Source organism: Cupriavidus sp. 21MJTG02-4, assembly GCF_057798975.1.
In genome coordinates this window covers 1-23,436 of record NZ_JBYOJP010000026.1, presented here as the reverse complement: position 1 = coordinate 23,436, position 23,436 = coordinate 1, and the positions used below count along the sequence as shown (strand labels likewise).

The following is a 23,436-nucleotide window of genomic DNA, read 5'->3' as shown; positions in this document are numbered from 1 at the left end:
AAGTTTCAGTTTCGCGAGACCAAAAGTCGAGTCGCATTTTTTGGGGAAACCGGTAAGTTTCGCTGACGCTCGATCTGGCCGAAGAACAAGAAAAATGGACGAATGCGGATGACGAAGGGGCCCCTGCTGATGGGCCATCAGCAGGGGCGAGGTCCGTGGGAAACAGGAAGGGAAGGGAGGCAAGCGCCGTTGATGCAACGGCGCGCCGACGAATCGACGAATCGACGATCCGATTGGCGGGATGGCGCAGCGCCAGGCGCCGACGCCTTACGCTTCAGGCGCCTGGCAAAGCCTGTCCACCAGTTGCGAGACGTCGGCCAGCCGGTCGACTGACCACAGCATGTCCAAGGTGTGGCGGCCTGCCTGGCCGTCGCCCCAGGGCCGGTAAAGCTCAAGGAACTTCGACTCGAGTTCCGCGTCGGTCAGCGGATTGGCGGCGCTTCCCTTGGGATCGTCCTGCAGATGGCTGTACACCGTGCCGTCCTTCATCCGGACGGTGACCCGGCTGCGCGAATGCGCGGGGAATGCCTGCGTCAGTTCGGCCGAGGCGCCGACGCGAACCCGCGCCATCAGACGGCGGATCGCCGCGTCCTCCAACCGCTCGCGCTCATAGTCGGCAGACGTCAGCCTGCCATGCATCAACGCTACGGCGACGGTATAGGGCAAGCTGTGGTCCGCGGTTTCACGGTTCGCCGGTGTCCAGCGCGTCGGGTCGCTGCCCATGGCGCGAAACGCAGCCTCGTAGGTTTCCACCTCGATCGCCTCGATGGCGTCGATCGCCCGAGAGCGCTGCCCGGCTAGCATGGCACGCACCGCGAGCGCGGCGTCGACCGCCGCCTGGCCGTGATAGCAGACCGGGTGGAACTTCAGATGGGTATCGACGATGCGCGGCATGGCGCCCGCGCCGGCCTTCCAGTCGAGTTCGCCCACAAGGTCGCGCAGGCCGCCTTGCCCTTCCACCACCGCGGTGGGTCCGGTGACGCCTTCGCGGGCCAGCAGTGCGGCGAATACGCCGTTGCGCGCGCCATTGGGTCCGGCACAGCCCTTCCAGTCGGACAGGTCGCCGGTTCGCACGTTGTACAGCTGCACGCCGGATGACAGCGCCAGCGATATCGCAGCACCGGCTTGCTCCTGACCGAGGTCCAGCAGGCGCGCCGCGCCCGCGGCAGCGCCCGCCGCCGCGCACGTGGCCTGGTCGACGGCGCGGGAGGCCAGCGCGGTACTGTCGCAGAGGCTGCAGTACGTTTCATAGGCCACGATGATGGCCGTGACCAGGGCCTCGCCGCTCAGCCGGCAAGCCTCGGCCAGTGCGATCAGGCCGCCGATCATATCGCTCGGGTGCCCGTTGCTCCTGCCGAGGTGCGTATCGCTGTAGTCCTGGTAGCGCACCATCGTGCCATTGGCAAACGCGGCCATCTCGACCGACGTGGACTGTCCGCTGCCCCAGAGGCGTGCCGCCGGCGTTGCGGCGTAGCGCGCGGCAAACGAACGGATGCTGCCGCAGAACGGTTCCCGATACGCCGCGGCGGCACACGCCACGCTGTCGATCACGCGCCGCCGCGCCTCATGGATGGCCCTTTCGGGAAAGCCGTTGAAACTTGCCTCGGCGACATAGCGGGCAATACCGAGCGTCGTAGCGTCCATCTTCAGTCCAGTACACGCAGCACATCGGTCACATCGTCAAGCGCTTCGAGATGCCGCACCATCTCCTGGGCCTTGCGAATGCCCTCGCTTGACGGCGGCACCGCGGCGAGCTCCGCGCTGGACCGGAACTTGTCGTACAGGTAATCCCAGGTCATGGGGCATTCGACGTCGCCCGGGACGTTGTCGCCAACGCGCGACAGCGTTCGCCCGTCGCGCGTGACGATATCGAGCCTGCCCTTGGGCAGCGTCGTCTTCCAGTCGAAGCTGTCATCCACGACATGGACGACCTTCTGCGCGGTGGCCAGCACCTGCGGGTCGCGCAGTGCCTCGCCGAAGAAGTCCCCGACCCTGACCTGCCCTTTCGTCGCGGCCACGGCAACGCAGAACGGAATGCTGAACTTGGCATCGACGGAGGTCGCCGGGCGTCGGCGGCTCTCGGCCGGTTCGCACAACTGCTTCTGGAAATCGCCAACGTTGACACGGATCTGCTCGATGTCCCCAACCGTCAGCCGATGCTCCTTCATCAGTTCCAGCGTCGCATGGATAAAGCCGTGCGAAGCGCCGCAGGAAGGCCATGGCTTGTAGAGCAGCGATCCGCCGTCATAGCGTTCGCCGAGGTCCTTCAGCATGCCGGCCCGGTCGTACTCCCCGCGGAAGTAGACGTTGAAGAAGCCCGCCTTGCCTTCGAACATGCTCTTGACGCCCGTGACGCCCTTCTGCGCCAGCAGCGCGGCGAGCACGGCGCCCTTCGTCGTGAAGCCTGCATACATCCCGCGCAGGTCGCTGCCGACACCATAGGCCAGCTCCATCGTGCCGCAGCATTGCATGCCGGCAATACCGATCGCATCGACGATCTGCTCGCGGCTCAGGCCAAGCACATGAGCCGCCGCTGCCGCCGCCGAATAGACACCGATCACCGTCGTCAGGTGCCAGTCCTGCCGGTTTGCCACGTTGCGCCGGATGCGCAGGAACATGTCCTGCCCCGCGGCAACCGCGGCAATCAGCTCCCGGCCCGAGACGCCACCCGCGCGTTCCGCCAGGGCAAACACGGCAGGCACGATGGAGCTGCTCGGGTGATGGCCCTCGGGCGCATGGTCGTCGAAGTCCAGGCAGTGCGCCAGCGCGCCGTTATGGAAGGCGGCCCACAGCGCCGGCGCGCGTCCGCCGAAGCCGAGCAGTGTGCTTTCCTCTGCCCCGCCCGCTTCGCGCACCAGGGCATTCACGCCCTTCACGGCCGGTTCCACGCCAGTCGCTGCCAGGATGACGCCCAGCGTATCGAGAATGCTTTTCTTTGCTCCCTCGACCGCCTCCGCAGGGAGATCGATGTATCGCGTATTGGCGACAAAGGTGGCGAAATCGTGCGACAGGTCGACGGCTTGTGTCATGAGTGCTTGTCTCCGGATAGGCCGCCAACAAGAAGTGACGAGGGGCGACCTTAGCTTTTTCTTATTGTCCATGGGTGCTGCCGGCCATGTCGAGTCAGTTCTTCTGAGGGGAGCGTAAGCAACCCTGACCAACGAACTTAAGTCCTTCATCGTCACCGCCGCTTACGCTGACGTCGACGAAAAGCGACTGGCCGTACGCCGGCGCCGGGCTGATACTCGACGCGTTTACAACTTTCCCGTCTCACCATGGATATCGCCAATCTGCTCGCCTCGAATGCCGTCAGCCGCGAATACGACAAGCTGCGTGACGAAACCATTGACGCCGCCGTCGACGGCCTGATCGACAGCCTTGCCTGTGCGCTGGCCGGCCTGCACGCGCCTGGCCTGCCAGAAGCCCGTTCCGCCATGGCCCGCTGGGGCGCGGGCGATTGCTCCGTCTGGGGCGGCTTTGGCCAGGCCAGCGCGCCGGTTGCCGCATTTCTCAACGCAGTCAGCATGCATGCCTTGGACTATGACGATACCGATGACAAAGTACCGTTGCACGCCAACGGCATGGTGCTTCCCGGGCTGATCGCCGATGTCGAGGAAAACCGTCCGGATTGCGACGGCCGCGAGTTCCTGACAGCGCTTGCAGTCGGCGTCGACGGCGCCATGCGCATCGGCCGCGCCGGGGGCCCGAAAGGTTCGCGCGGATGGAACTACAGCGTGATCAGCGGTTCCGTGGGCGCCGTGCTGGCCATGGCGCGCCTTCGCCGCTGGAATGCGGATACCACGGTCAATGCACTGGGCCACCAGCTCACGCAGACGGCCGGCAGCCTGCAGTCGATCATCGATGGCAGCCTGGCCAAACGCTTTCAGCCGGCGCAGATGGTCAAGAATGTCGTGATGTCCGTCGCGCTGGCCCAGGCCGGCATCGACGGCCCACGCAACGTCTTCGAAGGCAAGGCTGGGTTCATCAATCTGTATCAGGACGGCCAGTTCGATCTCGACGCGGTCCGCGCCGGCATTGAGCGGTGCGATCTGCCGGAGGACCTGAGCCTGAAGCCTTATCCGGCGTGCCGCTTTACGCATGCTCCGATCGATCTCGCCCTGCAGCTTCACGCGCAAGGCCTGCGCGCCAGCGATATCAGCCGGATTCGCATTCGCGTGAGCGGGCAGGCCGTGAACATGGTGGGGCGCAAGTTCGACTACCGCAGCGCCGGAGTGGTCGACGCCCAGTTCAGCATCGCCTACACGGTCGCCGTCGGCCTGGAGCGCGGCGCCGTTCGCATCGGCGACTTCACCGAGGCCGCGATCCGCGACGAACGCGTCGGCGCGTTCGCCGCAGAGCGCATTGCCATCGAAGCCGATGACACCATCCCATTCCTCGGCATGGTGCCGGTAGCCTTCGACGTTGCATTGTCCAATGGCACGCAACTGCTGATCAAGGCCGATGATGTGTGCGGCAGTCCCGGCAAGCGCATGTCGGCCTCGCAACTGCGGGACAAGGTGATTGACTGCCTGGATTTCGGCCGCAGCTCGGTGAATGCCGACGCGCTCATCGCGGCGGTGCATGGATTGCGGGACGGCAAGCCGTTCTCGTCGGTGCTGCGCCTGATCGCCTGATCCGGCTTTGTGCTTGCGATGGCCCGGTACATCGGGCCATCGCAAGGAGGGTTGTCCGGTCGGCCCCTTCCGAGGCAACCGGCACTGCACAGACCCTCTTGCTGGCAGCACGTCGAGCCGCCTGGCCGATGTCACGCCCAGCACCCGCAATCGTCCCGCTTTCACGTTTGGCCCGGCGCTGCCGTAGCTGTCAAACATGACATGTGCACGGCCGGCCTTCATTGATAGTGATTGTGCGGATCACATCCCGTTGATTGCAGCACTGCACCCTTGCGCTGCAGCGCGTGCGAGACAGCTGCGGCTGCTACCCTGAAACCAGGCTTTCGTTCCGAGCGCTTTCCATCATGCTCAGGCGCTTGTAGAGATACGAACGCGAAATGCCAAGCTGCTCCGCGACACGAGACTTGTTGCCGCCCGCGCGCCGCATGGCTTCCATGATCATCTCGCACTCGACGCGCTCGGTAGCTTCGCGGATCTCATAGCTGCCCGGCTTCGGCCTGATCTGCGCGCCCCCGCCCTGTGCGCCGTCGACGCCGGGTTCGATGCATTCGATGCTGCCGAAGTCGCGAATGGACAGCATCGAGCCGTCGCAGTAGATGGCTGCGCGGTCGATAGCATGCTGCAGCTGCCGGACATTGCCGGGCCATGAACGCGTTTGCAGGAACCGGATGGTCGATGCGGAGATCGACTTCTTCGGAACGCCGTGCCGGATCGAGAAGGCCTCCAGGAAGCTGTCGGCCAGTTCGGGGATGTCCTCCAGGCGTTCGCGCAGCGGCGGCAGGCGCAGCGTGACCGCGCTGATGCGATAGAACAAATCCAGCCGGAAAGACGCGTTCGCGATCATCGCGCTGAAATCGCGATTGCTGGCGGATATGAGCCGGAAATCCGAGTGCAGAGCACGGTCGCTACCAATGCGCTCGAACCGGCCATCCTGCAGGATCCGCAGCAGCTTCACCTGCATCTCGACGGGCATGTCGCCAATCTCGTCCAGGAACAGCGTGCCGCTGTCTGCCGCTTCGAATTTTCCCTTTCGTCCCTTGCGGTCCGCGCCGGTGAAGGCGCCGGACTCGTAGCCGAACAGCTCGCTCTCAACGAGGTTCGCCGGCATCGCCGCGGCGTTCACCAGCACCAGCGGCTTGTCGCTGCGCGGGCTCAGCATATGGATGGCATGCGCGACCATCTCCTTGCCGGTGCCGCTTTCGCCCGTCAGCAGCACAGGCACATCCAGTGGCGCGAGGCGCAGGATATCGTCCTTGAGGCGCCGCACGGCATCGCTGCTGCCCACGATCTGGTCGAGCCCGTAACTGCGGTTGCGGATGCCGGAAAGTTCGCGGCGGTAAAAATCCAGTTCCTGCTTTACCTTGCTCAGCTCGACCGTGAGCCGCCGGATGGACTCCGGCCCTTTGAACATCACCTGCCCGACCGCCGCGACGACCCGCTTGTTGCGGTCGAGAATCGGGTACCGCGAGACGACGCGCGTGACGCCGTTCATTTCCTGCAGTTGCGCGACCTGCCCCTTGCCTGTGGCGACGACTTCGCGCAACCGTGTGTTCTCGATCACGGCACTGACATCCTTGCCGATCGCTTCCCCGTGCCGAAGGCCGAAGAAGCGCTCGTGGACGGGGCTCATGTAGGCGATCCTGCCGTCGCTGTCGACAACGACCATGGCCTTGTGCGGATCCATGACGAGATGGCGGAGGATGTCCTCGGCCGCATCCACGCCGGCGAGGAACTCGCTGAAGTCGTCCGCTTCCTGGGAATCGAAGATCAGAAAGCAGACGGCATCCCGCGTCGGGATGGCGGCAACGGTCATCGGGCGATCCAGTTCCGTGATGCCCGACAAGCGCTTGACCGGTACCCGCCCGCGGTTCTGCCAAAGCCGGCAGAGCGCCTGGCGGATCAGCGCATCCTGCCCCAGGCCGCTGGAAAACGTCGTTGTCCCATGCTCGTCCAGGACGAGAATTCCGTTCGGTTCACGTTTCATGCTCGTCCACCATGCTGGTCGCCCGATCGCCGCGCCGCGACTATCATTCCGCCCGGATCTTCGCGTCCTTGATCAGCTGCAGCGTCCGTTTCTCTTCGGCCAGCAGGAACGCGTGGAACTGCTGCGGCGTGCGGACGTCGGCGATTTCCTGGTCCAGCGCGGCAAGCCGGGCCTGCAGCGCCGGATCGGAACGCGCGGCTTCGATGGCCTGCGCAAGCCTGGCCTGGACTGCCTTCGGAATCCCCGCCGGCGCCGCCATGCCGACAAAGATGCTGTACGTGGCTTCGGGATAGCCCAGTTCCTTGAAGGTCGGAACATTGGGGAATTTGGTCGACCGGCTCTCGGAAGAGATGGCAAGCGCGCGCATGGAGCCGGCCTGGATCGAGCCGTACAACGACGTTGCCGTCCCCATCATGCAGCTCACGCGGCCGGAGATCAGGTCGGGCGCGATCGCCGCGACCCCCTTGTAGGGCACGTGTGTCAAGCGGATGCCCGCACTCCTGGCAAAGAGCTCGACCGGCAGGTGCGACGTGCTTCCCTGGCCGCCGGAGCCGAACGTCAGCGTTCCGGGCTGCTGCTTCGCGGCCTTCACGAGGTCGTCCAGCGTCTTGTACGGCGATGACCCGCCGACCACCAGCAGCGCAGGGGCGCGTGCCATTTCCCCCAGCGCCACGAAATCCTTGTTGAAGTCGTAGCCTGCGCCCTTCACCAGGCCGGGCATAGTCAGCACCGTGTTGGCGAACGCAAGGAGCGTATAGCCGTCCGCCGCCGAACGAGCGACGTAGCGGGCACCCAGCATCGAACTGGCGCCGGGCATATTCTCCACGACCACAGGCTGCCCGAGGTCGCGCGACATGCGGGCCGCGTACAGCCGGGTGGATGCATCGAGCAGGGCGCCCGCCACGCTGCTGACGACAATCCGGATTGGCTTGGTGGGATACGGTGACGACTGCGCGAGCGCTGCGGCGGACATGGCCGCCAGAGACATCCCGCAGGCAGTTCTGATGAAGTGACGCCTGTTCATGATCCTTGTCTCCTGCTTATGGTTATATGAAACGATGCTAGTTACCGTGGGCTTGTGCGTCGAGTTCGATTTTCCGGGCACGGCGGTAAGAGAAGCTAACCGGCTTTTCCGGTCAGGCAGGCCGGCTGCGGGACAGCCGGGAAAGCGCCGAGATCGATATCCCGAACTGGTCGTACACGGCGTTCTCGAGCCGGCATTGGTCGGAAAATCCGTAGGATGCGGCGGATGCCTGCCGCGCCGAAGCCATGAGATCGAAGAGGAAGCGCGACAGGCGCTGGGTCTTCACGAGCTGGCGCAGGCTCGAGCACTCCTGCAGCAGCTTGCGCGAAAGCGCCCGCCCGTCCAGCTTGCCAAGGCATGCGGCAGCGGACGACAGCCTCCAGTCAAGTTGAGGGGAAGCGAACACGGCCAGGGAAAGACCCGCTGTCGCCGGCCTGCGCTTCCACGGGTCGTCCGCCGGCGGCCGGCAGTGCGCGTGGTCCGGGTCCAGCTCGCACTCGGAGAGCATCGTCAATGTGACCCTGGCTTGCCGCAGCAGCGTCAGCGACACCTCTTCCAGTGCGGGAATGAGGCGCGACTCGCCGTGCGCGACCGTCCTGGTGAAACCCCGCATCGAAAGCTCGCACGCGCCGCTCTCCACATCGATGCGGACCGCAAGCGGAAACTGGAGATTGCGGATGGCCGTGGTCCCGAGCGCCGCGGAGCCCAGGGTTATCTGTCCGGGGATTCCACGGGCAGACATGCCATCGGCAGAGCGCTGGCACGCACATCCCGCACCCCGACAGTGCCCGCGCACAGCTTGCGGAAACGCCGCCGCCCCGTGACGAGCCATGACAGCGGAAGCTTGCATCCCGGGACGGCTCAGGCTCACTTCTGGAGCAGGCTGACGGACTTTTGTTCTTCGTCCTTCAGGAACGCATTGAACTGCTGCGGCGTCCGGATCGTGGAGCCGTCCATGCCGAGTTGCCGCAGGCGCGCGGTAAAGGCCGGATCCTTCTTCGCCGCCTCGATGGCATCGGCCAGTGTCTTGCGCACGCCATCCGGGATCGCAGCAGGTGCGAAGACGCCGAAGAAGAGGTTATAGGTCGCGTCGGTATATCCCAGCTCCTTGAAGGTCGGCACATTGGGAAACGCCGGCGAGCGCGCTGCCGACGTAATCGCCAGGGCACGCATCTTCCCGCTCTTGATCAGTTCCTCGGTCGAGGTCGGAGGGCCCATCAGGAACTCGACACGTCCGGCCAGCACATCCGGAACCGCGAGAGAAATGCCCTTGTACGCGATGCCATTGAAGCTCACGCGGGCGTCATGCGCGAACAGCTCCGCTGTCATATGCGACGTAGTTCCCCGGCCCACGTACGCATAGGTCACGACCCCGGGATCCTTCTTCGCTGCCACGACAAGGTCCGCCAGCGTTTTCATCTTCGACGACGTGCTCACCACCAGCAAGGACGGCGAGCGTGCGAGTTCGCCGATGCCGGTGAAGTCCTTCATGTGATAGCCGGGGTTCGCTTCGACATGCGGAAGCACCGCAATGCTGTTGGCCGCTACGAGCAGCGTATATCCGTCGGCGGCTTGCCGGGCCACGTAGCGCGACGCCAGCATCGTGCCGGCGCCAGGCATGTTTTCAACCACGAACGGTTGCTTCAGGGCTTTCGACAGGCTCTCGGCATACAGCCGCGCCAGGATGTCCGTCATCCCGCCCGCGGAGGTCGAGACGACCATGCGGACCGGCCTGGCGGGATAGGTTCCGTCCTGCGCGTGCGCCGGCACAAGCGCGCACGCGAGCAGGCAGCCGGCAAGGGACTTCAGAAGATGGCGGCGGGGTGTCATGTCTCTCCTCGTTATAGGTCTTCCGGGCAAGCGCAAGCGCCGCAGCAGGCTTCGAAGCGGGTAGTGCCCTTTCACGGGCGCGTCTTTCGTCGATTCGGTGATGAGACGCAACGTCCGTACCGCATTGCAGGCGCGCTACCGGCTGCAAGCGCAGCGCGATGACCGGAAGTGTCGTCGTGAGTGGGGCGGCGAGTCCAGTTGGCTTTAGTCCCTCTTGCGGTAAGCCGGGCTTACGCCCATGGCGCGAAGAAGAGCGTTAGCGCAGCTTACCGACAGTGAGGTAAACGCGACTCGACACCCGCGAACAATGTTGCCACACTGTAAGCCGCACCGACGCTTTGGCTTTCCTTAACGCTGCGAAAAGCCGGGCGGGTCCGGTACAAGATTCTTGTCATGCACATTCCACGCCCATGGAACTCAGACATCTGCGCTATTTCGTCGCGGCCGCCGAAGAGGAGCATTTCGGTCGAGCCTCCGACCGCCTTTTCGTCACGCGTCCCGCGGTTTCGCAAATCATCGCAGACTTGGAGGATGAACTCGGGGTAGAGCTGTTCGAACGGCAAGCCCATAAGGTCAGGCTGACTGCGGCGGGGCACGCCTTGCTTCCCCGCCTGCAAAGCATGATGAGCGACCTGAACCAGGCGATCACGCTGGCCAAGCAGGTAGGCGCAGGCAAAGTGGGTGGCCTGAGTATCGGCTACGGCTCGTTGACGCTGTATCACCCGCTGTTCCGTGCGGCGATCAAGCGATTCCTGGAATATCACCCGAACGTCGCGCTCACGCTGGTCGAGATGCCGACCTCGGACCAGGTCAAGGCGATTCTGGATGGCAAGGTGCAGGCCGGCTTCATGCATTTCGGCCCGAGCACGGGCGCCCACAAGAAGCCGCGACGAGGCACCACGCACGCCGAGGGCGAAGCTTCACTGGAACGCCATGTGATCCAGACCGGCGGGCTTGGCGTGGTGGTGCCCGCTGACCATCCGCTTGCAAAGCGCAGGTCCGTGTCCCTCGGCCAGCTCGCCGGCGAGCGTTTCGTCGTGGTTCCGAAGTCCAGCGTCAGTCCAGGCTATGGCCCGTTGTTCGCACTCTGCCAGGAGGCGGGATTCGATCCGCTGGTCGTGCAGGAGGTGCATTCCGTCGCATCGCAAATGAACCTGATATCGGTCGGCGTCGGTATCGGCCTGACCGTGCTCGGCAAGGATTTCACGTATCCATCCGGGCTGGTGGTGGTCAAGCTCACCGATGTCAACTATAGGACCAGCTTCCAGCTTTGCTGGCTCAAGGGGCGCACGGAGCCTGTCCTTCAGCAGTTCATTGACGTGGTCAGCGAGCTTGCCGGCAATCGGGAGGCACTGGCGGAAGCGTCGGCAGACGCGCAACCCGGCTAAGCGGGCGCAAGCGCTGCCAGCGGCGCGGAACGATCGCCATGCTGCAGCCTTCGGAGACCATCGACACGGTCGTCATCCGGTTGCGCGTGTAGTGCACGATCCTTGGATGGATGCCCGCCTGGCTGAACGGCCCGATGACCGCGTCATGGTTCGCCGGGTTCGCACGCACTAGCTGCTCGCCGGCTTGCTGTTCTCGCCCCCTTCGATCATGCTCAGGCGCTTGTACAGGTAGGAGCGCGAGATGCCCAGCTCCTCCGCCACGCGCTTCTTGTTTCCGCCCGTGCGCCGCATGGCATCGAGGATCAGCTGCGATTCCAGGCGCTCCTTGGCCTCGCGTACATCGGGCTTCTGCGGCGGCTGCGGCGTCTCGCTGTGGCGCCAGGCCAGCGCATGCTCGGCGCCCTCCAGGCTGCCGAAATCGCCGATCGTCAGCACCGCGCCATCGCAGAAGATCGCCGCGCGCTCGATCGCATGCTGCAACTGCCGGATGTTGCCCGGCCATGCCCGCGACTGCAGGAAGTCGATCGCGGATTCGGCGATCGACTTCTTCGCCGCGCCGTGCCGGATGGCGAATGCCGCGAGGAAGGTGTCCGCCAGCTCCGGGATATCTTCGAGCCGGTCGCGCAAGGCCGGCAGCCTCAGTGTCACCGCGCTGATGCGGTAGAACAGGTCGAGCCGGAAGCTCGCGCTGGCAATCATGGCCTTGAAGTCCCGATTGCTGGCCGAGATCAGGCGGAAATCCGAGTGCCGGGCGCGATCGCCCCCGACACGCTCGAACTGGCCATCCTGCAGAACCCGCAGCAGCTTGACCTGAATGTCGATCGGCATGTCGCCGATCTCGTCGAGGAACAGCGTGCCGGTGTCGGCCGCCTCGAACTTGCCCTTGCGGCCCTTGCGGTCCGCCCCGGTGAAGGCGCCGGGCTCGTAGCCAAACAGCTCGCTCTCGACCAGGTTGGGCGGCATTGCCGCCGAGTTCACCAGCACCAGCGGCTTGTCGCTGCGCGGGCTGAGCATATGGATGGCGTGCGCCACCAGCTCCTTGCCGGTGCCGCTCTCGCCCGCCAGCAACACCGGCACGTCAAGTGGCGCGATACGCAGGATGTCCTCTTTGAGCCGCCGCACGGCATCGCTGCTGCCCACGATCTGGTCCAGGCCGTAGCTGCGGTTCCGAATGCCGGACAACTCCCTGCGGTAGAAGTCGCGTTCCTGCCTGACCTTGGCGAGTTCGCCGGTGAGTTCCCGGATCGACTCGGGTCCCTTGAACATCACCTGCCCGATCGCCGCCACGACGCGCTTGTTGCGATCCAGGATTGGCAGCCGCGACACCACCCGCGTCACGCCGTTCATCTCCTGCAGCTGGGCAACCTGTCCCTTGCCCGTCGCCACCACGTCCTGCAGCTTCGTGTTCTCGATCACCGAGGTCACATGCCGCCCGATCGCCTCGCCATGCTTGAGGCCGAAGAAGCGCTCATGGACCGGGCTCATATAGGTGATGCGCGCCGAAGTATCGACCACCACCATGGCCTTGTAGGGATCGGTAATGAAATGCCTGAGGATGTCCGGCGCCGCCTCCACGCTCGCCAGGAATTCGCTCAGCTCATCGCCCTCCTGCACCGCGAAGATCAGGAAGCACACCGAATCCCGGGTAGGCATCGCCGCGACCGTCAGCGGGCGCTCCAGATCGGCCAGGGCCGACATGCGCCTGAGCGGTACGCGATGACGGTTCTGCCACAGCCCGCCCAGCAACCTGGCCACCAGCGAATCCCTGCCAAGCCCGCTGGCGAATGTCGTATTGCCCTCGGCATCGAGTACGAGGACACCCTCTGTTTCACGTTTCATGTCTCCACCACGCTTGGGTGTGTTATTGGGGTGTTATTCGGCGACGCAGTGTCTTCGGCGGCTACACAATTGCCTTCTCGACAGCAGGCAAGAACACTGCGAAGACAGTTTCATTCTAAGCAGTTTTCCCCATCCACTGCCCTTGCCGATCGGCCTGCAGGGTCGCGAAGGCCGGCTGCGCCTGAATCTCCAGTCCATCACCCGGTCCGCTGCAATTTCCGCGCCAAACGCTGGCACAAGCTTTGCGGTATGTCCTGCACTTGCGTAGATCCGACTCGACATGGACACACTGAAGACACTCCCCTTCCAAGCGCCCGGCGCAGGCCTTGCCTGCCTGAAGGGCATCCGCGTGATCGACTTCACGACCTCTGTGGCGGGTCCTTACGGGACGCTGCTGCTTGCCGATCTGGGCGCCGAGGTAATCAAGGTTGAGAAGCGCCATGGCGGCGACGACACGCGCAGCTGGGGGCCGCCGTTCCTGGATGGCGAGTCGCTGTGGTTCCTGAGCATGAACCGCAACAAGCAGAGCATGACCATCGACCTCACGCGTGCGGAGGGCCAGCGCGTGGCACATGAACTGGTGCGCGGTGCCGATGTCGTGGTGCTCAACACCGCGCAGCGCGTGCAGGAGAAGCTTGGCCTCGACTACGCCACGCTCAAGGCCATCAACCCCCGGCTGATCCATGTGTCAGTGACCGGCTTCGGGCTCCAGGGCGAGCGCGCCGACCTGCCCTGCTACGACCTGATCGCCGAGGGCTACTCGGGCGTCATGCACCTGACCGGCGAGGCGGATCGCCCCGCGCAAAAGGTCGGCACCCCGGCGGCGGATCTTCTGGCCGGCCAGGACATTGCCATGGCCACGCTGGCGGCGCTGTTCGAGCGTGCCGGCACGGGGGCAGGAAAGCAGATCGATGTGTCGATGGTGGCGACGATGGCGCGCTTCATGGCACCGCGGATCGTGCCCTATCTGGGCTCGGGCGAGGCACCGAATCGTTCGGGTGGAACCGACTCGGTCATCGCGATCTACCAGGTCTTCGACACGGCCGATTTCCCCATTACGCTGGGACTCGGGAACGACGCCATCTGGCAGCGCTTCTGGAAGGCGCTCGGGCAGCCGGACTACGCGCATCAACCGGGATTCGAGACCAACGCCCGCCGGCGCGAATCGCGCCCGGCGATCGTACAGGCGATTGCGGGGCTGCTGGCCACCCAACCGCGCCAGCACTGGCTGGACCTGTTTGCGCAGCACCGGATCCCGTCGGGGCCCATCAACGGCATCGACCAGCTGGCCGACGACCCGCCGCTGCGCGCGGACGGGATGTTCTTCGCCACCGACGGCGTGGCAGGGCTGGTGCCGCAGGTCGGCCTGGGAATCCGCTTCGATGGCGCGAGCGCCGTGCTGCGCAACCCGCCCCCGGCGCTTGGCCAGGACACCGAGCGCATTCTCAGGGAAGAACTTTCCATGTCCGCGGCCTGCGTCGCGGGCCTTATCGACTCAGAAATCGTCTAAACAGGAGACCACCCATGTCGTACACCGAAATTCTGTACAAGGAAGACGGCCCCATCGGCACGATCACGCTGAACCGTCCGCACGACGGCAATATGTTCACCGAGACCATGTGCCACGAGATCCGCGACTGCATCAACGCGATCCGCCGCGAGACGCGCACCCGCGTCATCGTGATGACCGGCGCCGGCGACAAGTTTTTCTGCACCGGCGGCCGCAAGGACGGCATGGAAGACACCACGCTCTACGCGGGCGTGCTGCCCACGCTGGAGATGTATGAAAGCATCGACCGTCTGCAGAAGCCTGTCATTGCTTCGGTGAACGGCTTTGCCGTCGGCGGCGGCAACGTGCTGCAGGTGGTCTGCGACCTGACCATCGCCAAGGAGTCGGCGGTCTTCCGCCAGGTGGGCCCGATGGTCGGCAGCTTCGACGCGGGCTATGGCACCTGGTACCTGGAAGACCTGGTCGGAAAGAAGCGCGCCAAGGATATCTGGTACCGCAACCCCAAGATGACGGCGCGCGAGGCGCAGGAAATCGGACTGATCAATCGCGTGGTCCCGGATGACCAGCTGGCCGAAGCCACGCGCGAGTATGCGCTCGAGGTCGCCGAGCGCGGCGCGTTCGCGCTGGCCTCGCTCAAGAGCGCGTTCAACGCCCGCCACGGCGGTGTCAGCGGCCTGTCCCGCATGGCGCACGACCTGCTGCTGCGTGGTTATCTCGATACGAAGGAACATGACGAGCTTGCTGCTTCCTTTGCCGAGCGCCGCAAGCCGGATGCTTCCAAGTTTGGTCATTGATGCCACGGGGTGAGACCATGCAAAACATCCTGACGCTGCACAATCCGCAGAATGCGCGGGACTATTACCTGTCGGGAATCTGGCAGCAGGAGACGCTCTACACACTAGCCCGGCGCCATGCGCGTGAACGGCCCACGTCGTGCGCCCTGCGCGATGCAGATGTCAGGCTGACCTGGCGCGAGGTCATCGACTGGGTCGACAGCGTGGCCGAGGCGCTGCACAGGCAGGGCCTGAAGCCGGGCGACCGGGTCGGAATCTGGCTGCCCAACGTGGTACAGGCGACCATCGTGTTCCTGGCCTGCTCGCGCAATGGCTATGTCTGCTGCCCGTCGCTGCACCAGAACTACACCGTCGACGAGATCTGCACGCTGCTGAACCGCATCCAGTGCCGCGCCCTGTTTGCCATGCCCGGCTATGGCGCGGACTCGGACCGCGAGTCGATCTTCGGACGCGCCGCGCAGATCCCCACGCTTGCGGCCATGTTTGCCATGCCTGGCCAGGCCGGTGGCGACCTCACCCTGCCCGCCGGCGCGCATCCGTTCCCGGATCGGCTGCCGCCCTCCGCGCTGTCGACGCCCGACCTGAACCCGGACAAGATCGTGTACCTGGCCTTCACCTCCGGCACCACCGGCGCGCCCAAGGGCGTCATGCACAGCGACAACACGCTGCTGGCGAACGGGCGCGCGCTGGTCAGCGACTGGGGACACTCGGCTGACACCACGGTCCTGACGCTGAGCCCGATGAGCCACCACATTGCCACGGTGGCGCTGGAGCAGGTGCTCGTGGCAGGCGCGGAGCTGGTCATGACAAACCTGCGTGCCGGCAAGCATGCCCTCGACTGGATCCTGGAAACCGGCGCCACCTATGTGATGGGCGTGCCGACCCACGCCATGGACATCCTGCAGGCCGTGCGTGATCGCAATCTGAAGTCGCTGGGCGAAGTCCGCACGTTCTACATGGCGGGCTCCGCCATCCCGCGCGATGTGGCGCAGAAGTTCGTCACGCTCGGGGTCACGCCGCAGAACGTCTACGGCATGACCGAGAACGGCTCGCACAACTACACCATCCCGACAGATACCGCGGACACCATCGTGTCGACCTGCGGGCGGGCCTGCCGCGGGTATGAGGTCCGCCTGTGGAAGCAGGACGACTCGGACGTCGAGGCCGAGGTGGGCGAGATCGGCGAGATCGGGGGCCGCGGTGGCCTGCTGATGCTTGGCTATTTCAGCAACCAGGTGGCCACCGAAACGTCGTTCAACATCCATGGCTGGTTCATGAGCGGCGACCTCGGCATCATCGACGAGAACGGCTGCATCGTGATCGTCGGCCGCAAGAAGGACCTGATCATCCGCGGCGGCCACAACATCCATCCGGCACGGATCGAGGAACTGGCCATGCGCCATCCCAAGGTCGAGCGCGCTGCGGCCTATCCGGTCCAGGACGCCCGCCTCGGCGAAAAGGTCTGCCTGTCGGTCGTGGTCCGCGCGGGACAGACGCTGGAACCGGCCGACATGCTGGCCCACCTGGCCGGCTGCGGCCTGTCCAAGTACGACATGCCGGAATACTTCCTTGGCCTGGACCAGTTCCCGCTGACACCCAGCGGCAAGATCCTGAAGCGCGACCTGGTCGAGATGACCCTGCGCGGCGAACTCAAGCCGCAGCCAGTGCGCTACAAGGCCCGCACCACGGCAGGAGCATGACCATGTCGATCGACATCAAGTTTGACGGGCCGTACGCAATCCTCACGCTCAACCGGCCCGAAGCACGCAATGCCTTGCAGTTCACCATGATCGAAGCGCTGTCCTACACGCTCGATCAGGTGGCGGCCTCCAATGCCCGCGCGCTCATCGTGACCGGTGCCGGCCCGAAGGCGTTCTGCGCCGGCGCCGACATCAAGGAACTGATGGATCGCAGCCTGATGGCGCAACGCCAGGGTGCCCAGCTCGGTCAACGTACCTTCGACAAGTTCGCCAGGCTGCCGATTCCGTCGGTCGCGGTGCTGCATGGTTATGCCTTTGGCGGCGGGCTGGAGCTGGCCATGGCCTGTACCTTCCGGATCGCCACGGTGCATGGCCGCATGGGTCTGCCCGAGATCAAGCTGGGCCTGATCCCCGGCTATGGCGGCACGCAGCGCTTGCCGCGCCTGGTTGGCGAAGGCCGTGCGCTGGAGATGGTGATGTCCGGGCGGACGGTCGACGCGATCGAAGCCGAGCGCATCGGGCTGGTCAACCGCGTGGTGGCGGACGGCGACCCGGTGGAACTTGGCAAGGCCTTCATGTCCGAGTTCATCGGCTATAGCCGGTGCGCGTCGCTGTTCGCGCGAGAGTCGGTCGTTCGGGGCATGGCGACCACGCTCGACGCCGGTCTCGAGATCGAAGCCGACCTGTCCACGCTGGCCTATCAGACGAAGGATTCCGTCGAAGGCATGCAAGCCTTTATCGAGAAACGCACACCGGAGTTCAAGGATGCCTGATCTCACTCAAGGCGCCGTCATCGTCACCGGCGGCAGCCGCGGCATCGGTGCCTCGATTTCCGTGGAACTGGCGCGCGCCGGCCTGCACGTGGCCTGCCTGTCGCGTTCGGGCGACTTGCCCCACGCCGGCTCGCTCGATACCGATGCCCGCCAGCGCCTGGCGGCGCTGCGTTGCGACATCACCAATGCCGCATCCGTCGCCGCGGCGTTCGCCGAGGTGCCGGGGCTGTTCGGCAAGCCCGTCGTCGGCCTCGTCAACAATGCGGGCATCCATCTGCAGGGGCCTTCGGCATCGTTTCCGATCGCCGACTTCGACCGGGTGATGCAAACCAACGCCTCATCGGTCCTGCTCGCCAGCCAGGTGGCCTACCCCTACCTGCGCGAAGCCCGCTCGGCGCTGATCGTCAACATCGGCTCTTTCTACGACAAGCTCGGCGTGCGCGGCAATGCCGCCTATTGCGCGTCCAAGGCTGCCGTCGGCGCGATCTCGCGCTGCCTGGCCGTCGAATGGGCGCGCGATGGGATCCAGGTGGTCAATATCGCGCCGGGCTATATCGAGACCGACCTGAACCGCGACGAGTTGAACGAAGGCGCGCTCCAGACCTTCCTCAGGAAGCGCATTCCCGTGGGCGGGCCCGGGAAGTCCGACGATATCGGGAACCTTGCCGCCATGCTGTTCCAGTTGCCGGGGCGCTTCCTGACGGGCGAGACGCTCTATATCGATGGCGGCCAGGGCATGGCGCTGTAGCAATCGTGCGGGCGCTGCGGCGCCCGCCAACGGAGGTAGACATGAATATGCTGGACCGGATGGACGCGCGGCTGCCGCTATCTGCCGAGGAAGGCATGCTTCTCGACAGCGTCAAGGAGCTGTGCAACACCCAGATCGCGCCACGCGCGGCCGAGTACGACCGCTCGGGTGCGTTTCCCTGGGAGAACGTGAAAGCCATCAATGAACTGGGCCTGAACGCCATGTTCATCCCTGACAACTATGGCGGAGCGCAACTGTCCTTCCTGAGCTATCTGGCTTGCGTGCGGGAGATTTCGAAGGCTTGTGCCTCCACCGGCATTGTCTGGGCCACGAACTACCACGCCATCAAGCCGCTGATCGAATACGGCAGTGAAGAACAGAAGAGCCGCCTGCTGCCGCGCATTGCCGAAGGCGGCCTGGCGTCGCTGGCCATTACCGAGCCCTCGGCGGGATCGGACGCGACCGGCATGCGCACCACGTTTACCGCCGATGGTGATGACATCGTCGTCAACGGCGGCAAGACCTTCATCACCAACGGCGACGTGGCTGACCTGTACCTGGTGTTCGGCAAATGGTCGGAGATCAGTGATCCCAAGGCTGCCATTTCCGCGCTCATCCTGGAGAAGGGCACGGAGGGTCTGCGTGTGCTCGGCACCGAGCACAAGATGGGCACGCGCGCATCGAGCACGGCCAGCCTGACGTTCGACGGCTGCCGCGTGCCGCGCGCCAACCTGATCGGCGCACCCGGCGAAGGCCTGCAGATCCTGTTCGGTTCACTGAACCGATCGCGCCCCAGCGTTGCAGCGCATGCGCTGGGCATTGCGCGCGCGGCGTTCGAGGACGCGGTCGACTACATCAACGAGCGGCGCCAGTCCGGCAAGCGGATTCTCGAATTCCAGGGCATCCAGTTCATGCTGGCCGACCTGGCCACGGAACTCGCGCTGTGCGAATCGTGGCTTTGGCGCGTGGGCGAAATGGTCGATGCCGGCGACCAGGATTTCGGCATCGAGGCCTCGATGCTCAAGCAACGCGCGACCGACGCGGCCATGCGCATCACCACCGATGCGGTGCAGCTGTTCGGCGGCTATGGCTACTGCAACGACTACCGCGTCGAGCGCCTGATGCGCGACGCCAAGATTACCCAGATCTGGGAAGGCACCAACCAGGTACACCGCCAGCTGATCGGGCGCAGCTTCCTGAAGAAATAGGAGACCGATGTGACAACCATTCAAACCATCGGCGTCGCGGGCGCCGGCACCATGGGCGCGGGCATCGCCATCGTCGCGGCGCGTGCGGGCTTTCGCACCATCGTGTTCGACGCCAGGCAAGAGGCGCTGGACCGCGCGCGCGACCAGACCGAGGCGTTCCTGAGGAAGTCCGAGGCGCGCGGCAAACTGCCGGCCGGCGCTGCTGACGAGGCGCTGTCCCGCTGGGAAGGCACGACCTCACTGAGCGACCTGGCGAAATGCGACCTCGTCATCGAGGCCATCTTCGAAGATCTGGCCGCGAAGCATCAACTGTTCGGCCAGCTCCATGAAGCCTGCCCGCCGGCGACCATCTTTGCGTCGAACACGTCCACCATCTCGATCACCGAAATTGCCGGCGGTTCCGGCCGGCCCGACCGCTTCGTCGGCATGCACTTCTGCCTGCCGGCGCAACTGATGAAGCTGATCGAGATGTCGCCGGGTCTGGCCACTTCGGATGCGACCTTCAAGGCCGCGTGGGCCTTTGCCGAGGCCATGGGCCAGAAGCCGGTAGCCACGCAGGATACGCCGGGCTTCATCCTCAACTACTTCCTGATCCCGTTCAACAACGACGCGATCCGGCTGGTGGAACAAGGCGTGGCCGAACCGGCCGATATCGACACCGCCATCAAGGCCGCACTCGGCTACCCAATGGGACCGCTCGAACTGCTGGACCTGGTCGGCATGGATACCCAGAAGCTGCTGTGCGAAGCCATGCATGGCCTGACCCATGAGCCTCGCGCCGCCTGCCCGCCGCTGGTGCGCCGCATGATCGCCGCCAAGCGCCTGGGGAAGAAGACCGGACAGGGCTTCCATGCCTATGGCAACACCAAGATGTTTGGAGCCTGATATGCCTGATATGCGCTACGAGATCGTACAAGCTGGCGAGAGCCGTTCGTTTCCAGAATCCCACCCTTTCCTCGAACAAGCCGCAGCGCAGGGCGAAGCGCTGTTCTACCTCGGCACGGATGCCGGAAGCGCCTTTGGCAAGGGCGAGGGACACGAATCCCGCACGTTCGTCGCGATCGAGTTGGGTACGGAATGCCTTGGCTTGCACACCGGCGAGAGCCGCGGCCTGGAAGGCTCCAATGTGGTTGGATTCGCCCGCTTCAGGCTCGGCGACGCCGACCCGAGCCCGCTGGTGGAACTCGTCAGGCAACCTGGCACACACCCGGCCGCACTCGAAGGCGCCCGGGCGGTGTTCCAGGCTGCCGGGCTGGTGGTCGCGGTATGCAATGACTTTCCCGGGCGTATCGTCGACCGGCTGATCCGCCCGTACTTCAATGCGGCGCTGCGCCGCCTGGACGAAAAGCTGGCCAGCGCCGATGACCTGGACAAGACCTTGTGCCTCGGGCTGGGCTACCCCGAAGGTCCGATCTCGCTGCTGGAACGCACCGGCCTGGCGAACCACTTCCACGTGACCGAGGCCTTGCACGCAGCGTTGGGACAGGAGGCTTATGCGCCCGCGCGGCGCGCCCGCGTCGCCGCGGACCGCGCGCAACGGGCCAGGGCGGGCACGTCATGAGCCAGCCGCTGAGCGGTGTGAAGGTGCTGGATTTCAGCACCCTGCTGCCCGGACCGCTGTGCTCGCTGCTGCTGGCCGAGGCCGGGGCCGAGGTCATCAAGTTCGAGCGCCCCGGCCGTGGCGACGAAATGCGCACGTACGAGCCGAAGGTCGACGCGGACAGCGCGAACTTCGTGCTGCTCAACCGAGGCAAGCAATCGGTCGCGATCGACCTGAAGGCGCCCGACACGCTGAGCCAGTTGATGCCGCTGATCCGCGAGGCCGATGTCCTGATCGAACAGTTCCGTCCCGGCGTCATGGATCGTCTTGGCCTGGGCTACGCCGCGCTGGCGGACATCAACCCGCGGCTGGTCTACTGCTCGATCACCGGCTTCGGCCAGCACGGTCCGCGCGCGTCCGAGGCCGCGCATGACCTGAACTATGTCGCGGCGTCCGGCACGCTTTCGCTCACTGCCGGCAACGATGGCGCGCCGGTCCTGCCACCGGCCCTCATCGCCGACATTGCCGGCGGCACCTATCCGGCGATGATCAATATCCTGCTCGCCTTGCGTCAGCGTGACCAGACCGGCCGAGGCGTCCACCTGGACGTGGCCATGGCCGACAACCTCTTTACGTTCCAGTACTGGGGGCTTGGCAATGGCGCGCTGGGATCGTGGCCATCGCCGGCGTCGGAACTGGTCACGGGCGGCACGCCGCGCTACCAGGTCTACCGTACCGCCGACGGCGCCTTTCTCGCTGCCGCGCCGCTGGAAGACAAGTTCTGGGGCAACTTCGTTGCGCTGGTCGGGCTCGACGTGGACGCGCTGGCGCGGATGTCGCCGGTGCAGGCCATCGACGCGGTTGCAGCGGCCATTTCCCTGCATCCGGTTGCCTATTGGGAGGATCGATTCGCCGGACAGGACGTCTGCACCAGCCGTGTGGTCAGCCTGGAAGAAGCACGGCACGACCCCCATTTCGCGGCGCGCGGCGTGTTCGACCGCACCGTCGCCACCGCGGCGGGCGCGACCATGCCGGCGTTGCCGGTACCTGTCGATGCCGCCTTTCGCAGCCCCGATCGCTGCGGCGCTTCGCCTGCCCTGGGCGCTCACAACCCAATTCTCAATCGCTGAGGTCGACCGCCCATGAAAGCCATCGTCATTAAAGCATTCAACGCCCCCGAATCTGTCACGGTGGGGGATCTGCCCGAACCAAACGCGGGCGACAACGATGTCCTGGTGGAGGTCCGCGCCGCGGCCGTCAACTTTCCCGACGTGCTGGTCGTGCAGGGCAAATACCAGATCCTGCCGGAGCGCCCGTTCGCGCCGGGCAAGGATGCGGCCGGCGTCGTGCGCGCGGTGGGCAAACGGGTCACGCACCTGAAGCCCGGTGACCGCGTGGTTGTCCAGCTGGAGCACGGCGCGTTCGCCGAACGCGTGAGCGCACCCGCGGCGTCGTGTTTCCGGATTCCCGATTCCATGTCATTCGAGGATGCCGCCGCAATGGGACTGGTCTACCAGACGGCGTACTTCGCCTTGATAGAGCGAGGCGGGTTCCGGAAGGGGGAAACCGTTCTGGTGACCGGCGCTGCAGGTGGCGTGGGCTCGGCCGCCATCCAGATCGTCAAGGGACTCGGCGGTTTTGCCCTGGCGGGAGTCAGCGGCCCCGAGCATGCCGAGGCTGCGCGCCAGCTCGGCGCCGATGCCGTGATCGATCTTGCCGCGCCGGATCTGCGCGAGTCCCTGCGCGAACAGGTCCGCGCCGCGACTTCAGGCCACGGTGCCGATGTCCTGCTGGACACACTCGGCGGCGATGTCTTCGATGCCGCCATGCGCGCCATGACATGGTGCGGTCGCGCTGTGGTGATCGGCTTTGCCGCCGGGCGCATCCCCGAGGTCAAGGTCAACTACCTGCTGCTCAAGAACATCGGCGTCAGCGGACTGCAATGGAGCGACTACCGCGATCGCCAACCAGAGAAGGTCCTGGCCGTGCAGCAGGAACTCTTCCGCCTGTACGAACAAGGCGCGCTCAAGCCGAGGATTGCGCATACCCTGCCCCTCGCCCGCGCCGGCGAGGCGCTGGCGAAACTGGCCTCGGGCCAGGTCTCCGGCAAGTACGTCCTTACGCTGAACTGAGCACGCCCGAAAGAACTTGCATCAATACCATGCCGGCAATACAGCCGTGGGGCTTTCCCACGGCTGTATTGCATTCGGCATCACGGTCCCTGGTTATCTGAACATCATGAACATCGAATCGCAAAGCATGCAATCCATCCAAACGCTGGGCATCGTCGGCACCGGCGCCATGGGCCGCGGCATCGCGCAGATCGCGGCGCAGGCCGGCCTGACCGTCAATCTGTACGACGCCAACCCGCAAGCGGTGGAAGCGGCGCGCAAGTATCTGCAGGATACGCTCGGCAAGCTGGCTGACAAGGGCAAGATCTCTGCTGCCGACGCCGAGGCCACGC

The 23,436-nt window shown here is 65.2% G+C and carries 20 protein-coding genes; 13 read left to right on the top strand and 7 right to left on the bottom strand.

Annotation, left to right across the window (positions count from 1 at the left end):
- Positions 1–267: 267 nt before the first annotated feature.
- Positions 268–1,644, bottom strand: a complete 1,377-nt coding sequence (locus AC3FKH_RS31955) for an MmgE/PrpD family protein (protein ID WP_488679618.1) — start codon at positions 1,642–1,644, stop codon at positions 268–270.
- Between the two features lie 2 nt (positions 1,645–1,646).
- Positions 1,647–3,029, bottom strand: coding sequence for an MmgE/PrpD family protein (locus tag AC3FKH_RS31950; protein ID WP_488679617.1), 1,383 nt, complete (start codon positions 3,027–3,029; stop codon positions 1,647–1,649).
- Positions 3,030–3,275: 246 nt separating this feature from the next.
- Between AC3FKH_RS31950 and AC3FKH_RS31945 the strand changes: the two genes are divergently transcribed.
- Positions 3,276–4,634, top strand: a complete 1,359-nt coding sequence (locus AC3FKH_RS31945; protein WP_488679616.1) for an MmgE/PrpD family protein — start codon at positions 3,276–3,278, stop codon at positions 4,632–4,634.
- Between the two features lie 304 nt (positions 4,635–4,938).
- Here AC3FKH_RS31945 and AC3FKH_RS31940 read toward each other — a convergent pair whose 3' ends face one another.
- The 4 genes from AC3FKH_RS31940 to AC3FKH_RS31925 all read right to left on the bottom strand — a co-directional run bounded on the left by AC3FKH_RS31940 (position 4,939) and on the right by AC3FKH_RS31925 (position 9,472).
- A complete protein-coding gene (locus AC3FKH_RS31940; protein WP_488679615.1) occupies positions 4,939–6,618 on the bottom strand; it encodes a sigma-54 interaction domain-containing protein in 1,680 nt (559 codons plus the stop codon).
- A gap of 43 nt (positions 6,619–6,661) precedes the next feature.
- Positions 6,662–7,642, bottom strand: coding sequence for a Bug family tripartite tricarboxylate transporter substrate binding protein (locus tag AC3FKH_RS31935; RefSeq protein WP_488679614.1), 981 nt, complete (start codon positions 7,640–7,642; stop codon positions 6,662–6,664).
- Positions 7,643–7,754: 112 nt separating this feature from the next.
- Complete coding sequence (locus AC3FKH_RS31930; protein ID WP_488679613.1) at positions 7,755–8,384, bottom strand: hypothetical protein; 630 nt, start codon at positions 8,382–8,384, stop codon at positions 7,755–7,757.
- Positions 8,385–8,509: 125 nt separating this feature from the next.
- Positions 8,510–9,472: a Bug family tripartite tricarboxylate transporter substrate binding protein gene (locus AC3FKH_RS31925; protein WP_488679612.1), complete on the bottom strand. Its 963-nt coding sequence runs from the start codon at positions 9,470–9,472 to the stop codon at positions 8,510–8,512.
- Positions 9,473–9,882: 410 nt separating this feature from the next.
- Between AC3FKH_RS31925 and AC3FKH_RS31920 the strand changes: the two genes are divergently transcribed.
- A complete protein-coding gene (locus tag AC3FKH_RS31920) occupies positions 9,883–10,860 on the top strand; it encodes a LysR substrate-binding domain-containing protein (RefSeq protein ID WP_488679611.1) in 978 nt (325 codons plus the stop codon).
- A 168-nt stretch (positions 10,861–11,028) separates the two neighbouring features.
- Here AC3FKH_RS31920 and AC3FKH_RS31915 read toward each other — a convergent pair whose 3' ends face one another.
- Positions 11,029–12,699, bottom strand: a complete 1,671-nt coding sequence (locus AC3FKH_RS31915; RefSeq protein ID WP_488679610.1) for a sigma-54 interaction domain-containing protein — start codon at positions 12,697–12,699, stop codon at positions 11,029–11,031.
- A 280-nt stretch (positions 12,700–12,979) separates the two neighbouring features.
- Here AC3FKH_RS31915 and AC3FKH_RS31910 point away from each other — a divergent pair, with 280 nt between their 5' ends.
- The 11 genes from AC3FKH_RS31910 to AC3FKH_RS31860 all read left to right on the top strand — a co-directional run.
- On the top strand, positions 12,980–14,209 hold the full coding sequence (locus tag AC3FKH_RS31910; protein ID WP_488679609.1) for a CaiB/BaiF CoA transferase family protein: 1,230 nt from the start codon (positions 12,980–12,982) through the stop codon (positions 14,207–14,209).
- A gap of 14 nt (positions 14,210–14,223) precedes the next feature.
- Positions 14,224–15,003: an enoyl-CoA hydratase-related protein gene (locus tag AC3FKH_RS31905; RefSeq protein ID WP_488679608.1), complete on the top strand. Its 780-nt coding sequence runs from the start codon at positions 14,224–14,226 to the stop codon at positions 15,001–15,003.
- A gap of 17 nt (positions 15,004–15,020) precedes the next feature.
- A complete protein-coding gene (locus AC3FKH_RS31900; protein ID WP_488679607.1) occupies positions 15,021–16,703 on the top strand; it encodes a class I adenylate-forming enzyme family protein in 1,683 nt (560 codons plus the stop codon).
- Positions 16,704–16,705: 2 nt separating this feature from the next.
- Positions 16,706–17,476: an enoyl-CoA hydratase/isomerase family protein gene (locus AC3FKH_RS31895; protein WP_488679606.1), complete on the top strand. Its 771-nt coding sequence runs from the start codon at positions 16,706–16,708 to the stop codon at positions 17,474–17,476.
- Complete coding sequence (locus AC3FKH_RS31890) at positions 17,469–18,224, top strand: SDR family NAD(P)-dependent oxidoreductase (RefSeq protein WP_488679605.1); 756 nt, start codon at positions 17,469–17,471, stop codon at positions 18,222–18,224. Before AC3FKH_RS31895 ends, AC3FKH_RS31890 begins: the two co-directional genes overlap by 8 nt.
- 41 nt (positions 18,225–18,265) lie before the next feature.
- Positions 18,266–19,432 carry an acyl-CoA dehydrogenase family protein gene (locus tag AC3FKH_RS31885; RefSeq protein ID WP_488679604.1) on the top strand — a complete coding sequence of 389 codons (1,167 nt, stop codon included), beginning with the start codon at positions 18,266–18,268 and terminating at the stop codon, positions 19,430–19,432.
- A gap of 9 nt (positions 19,433–19,441) precedes the next feature.
- Positions 19,442–20,317, top strand: a complete 876-nt coding sequence (locus AC3FKH_RS31880; RefSeq protein ID WP_488679603.1) for a 3-hydroxyacyl-CoA dehydrogenase family protein — start codon at positions 19,442–19,444, stop codon at positions 20,315–20,317.
- Position 20,318: 1 nt separating this feature from the next.
- Entirely contained in the window at positions 20,319–20,993 is a 675-nt protein-coding gene (locus AC3FKH_RS31875) for a 3-hydroxyacyl-CoA dehydrogenase family protein (RefSeq protein WP_488679602.1), read from the top strand.
- The gene (locus tag AC3FKH_RS31870; protein WP_488679601.1) at positions 20,990–22,102 is read left to right on the top strand and encodes a CaiB/BaiF CoA transferase family protein; all 1,113 of its coding nucleotides are present in this window, start codon (positions 20,990–20,992) and stop codon (positions 22,100–22,102) included. Before AC3FKH_RS31875 ends, AC3FKH_RS31870 begins: the two co-directional genes overlap by 4 nt.
- 12 nt (positions 22,103–22,114) lie before the next feature.
- Positions 22,115–23,104, top strand: coding sequence for an NADPH:quinone oxidoreductase family protein (locus tag AC3FKH_RS31865; protein WP_488679600.1), 990 nt, complete (start codon positions 22,115–22,117; stop codon positions 23,102–23,104).
- A 127-nt stretch (positions 23,105–23,231) separates the two neighbouring features.
- Positions 23,232–23,436 (top strand): 3-hydroxyacyl-CoA dehydrogenase NAD-binding domain-containing protein (locus AC3FKH_RS31860; protein WP_488679599.1); only part of this gene is annotated, 205 nt, incomplete at its 3' end.